Source organism: Williamsia sp., assembly GCF_016462415.1.
Classification (GTDB): Bacteria; Actinomycetota; Actinomycetes; order Mycobacteriales; family Mycobacteriaceae; genus Williamsia_A.
This window is the reverse complement of sequence record NZ_JAEMTF010000160.1, coordinates 4,481-6,113: the sequence shown is the minus strand read 5'-3', so window position 1 is coordinate 6,113 and position 1,633 is coordinate 4,481. Positions and strand designations below refer to the sequence as shown.

Annotated in this window: 2 protein-coding genes; both read left to right on the top strand. The window is 65.6% G+C overall.

Annotation, left to right across the window (positions count from 1 at the left end):
• Positions 1–819: amidohydrolase family protein (locus tag JHC79_RS22295; protein ID WP_296395011.1), on the top strand; the 819-nt coding region annotated here is incomplete at its 5' end.
• Position 820: 1 nt separating this feature from the next.
• A complete protein-coding gene (locus JHC79_RS22290; RefSeq protein WP_296395014.1) occupies positions 821–1,591 on the top strand; it encodes an iron-sulfur cluster assembly protein in 771 nt (256 codons plus the stop codon).
• Positions 1,592–1,633 lie beyond the last annotated feature (42 nt).

Sequence of the window (1,633 nt, the reverse complement as noted above, 5' to 3'; positions counted from 1 at the left end):
TACGTCGACCACGCCATCTTCCAGCCGGCCCACCTCGGCGAGTTCTACTACAAGGGCTTCGGTCAGACCGACGAGGCGTCCGAGCTCGCAGCAAAGCACCCGGACAAGCTGACCTACAACCATCACTTCGACCCCCGCAACGGCGAGCAGGGGCTCGACCAGTTGCGTCTCGATGCCGAGAAGTACCACCTCAAGGGGGTCAAGCTGTACACCGCGGAGTGGCACGGCGACTCCCGCGGTTACAAGCTCGACGATCCGTGGGCCTACCGCTACTTCGAGGCCTGCCGGGAACTCGGGATCCGGAACATCCACGTGCACAAGGGCCCCACCATCCGCCCACTGGACCGGGACGCATTCGATGTGGCCGACGTCGACCATGTGGCGTCGGACTTCACCGACCTCAATTTCGTGGTCGAACACTGTGGTCTGCCTCGTCTCGAGGACTTCTGCTGGATCGCCACCCAGGAGCCCAACGTGCACGCCGGACTCGCCGTCGCGATGCCGTTCATCCACACGCGACCGAAATACTTCGCGCAGATCCTCGGCGAGCTCCTCTACTGGATCGGCGAGGATCGCATCCAGTTCTCGTCCGACTACGCGATCTGGACTCCGCGGTGGCTGATCGAGGCGTTCGTCGACTTCCAGATCCCCGACGACCTCGGCGAGTACCCGCAGCTGACCACCGACCAGAAGAAGAAGATCCTCGGCCTCAACGCCGCTGCGATGTACGACATCCCGGTGCCGGCAGAGCTGCAGGTCGCCTCCGCCGACGAGACCGCGGTGGGACCCCGCGGTGCCGACGAGATGGTCGGTGCGTGACGTGGACGATCAGCAACGACGCGACTCGGCGTGGCGTGCGCTCGATGTGGTGATCGATCCTGAACTCGACGAGCCCATCACCGACCTCGGTTTCGTCCGGTCGATGGACGTCACCACGGAGGGCGAGGTGGCCGTGCATCTGCGTCTGCCGACGTCGTTCTGCGCGCCGAACTTCGCGTACCTGATGGCGTCGGATGCGAAGGACGTTTTGACCGCGCTGGAGTGGACTGCCTCGGTGACTGTCGAGCTCGACGATCACCACGACTCCGCCATCATCAACACCGGTCTGGCCGCCGACGCCGGCTACCGCGGGACGTTCGGGCACGAGGCGCTCGACGATCTGTCCGAACTCCGGACGACGTTCCAGCGGAAGGCGCACACCGCGGCGATGGAGCGATGCCTGACCGGGATCCTGCGCCGCGACCCCGCCATCGAGATCACCGATCTCGGCACCGTCACGCTGGGCGACCTCCCGGCCGAGGAGACGACCGGGTCTCTGCTCCGCCGACGCGAGAGCCTCGGATTGTCCACGAATGCAGACGATCTGGTGATGGTCGATCACCGCGGCGCCGGATACGCACCGGCCGCTGTTCCGATGGCATTGCGACGGGCACGCTCGACCCGCATCTCCATCGACGGCAACGCGCACTTCTGCCGGGGACTGTTGAAGACCCGGTACGGCGACGACGCGGCCGATCCGCGCACCGCGGGAAACGCCCCGTCCGACACCGGAACCTTCGTCCCACTGTCCGCACTCACCATGCCCGCCTGACTCCCCCACCCGAACCTGTGAAGACCCCGAAATCATGAAGAC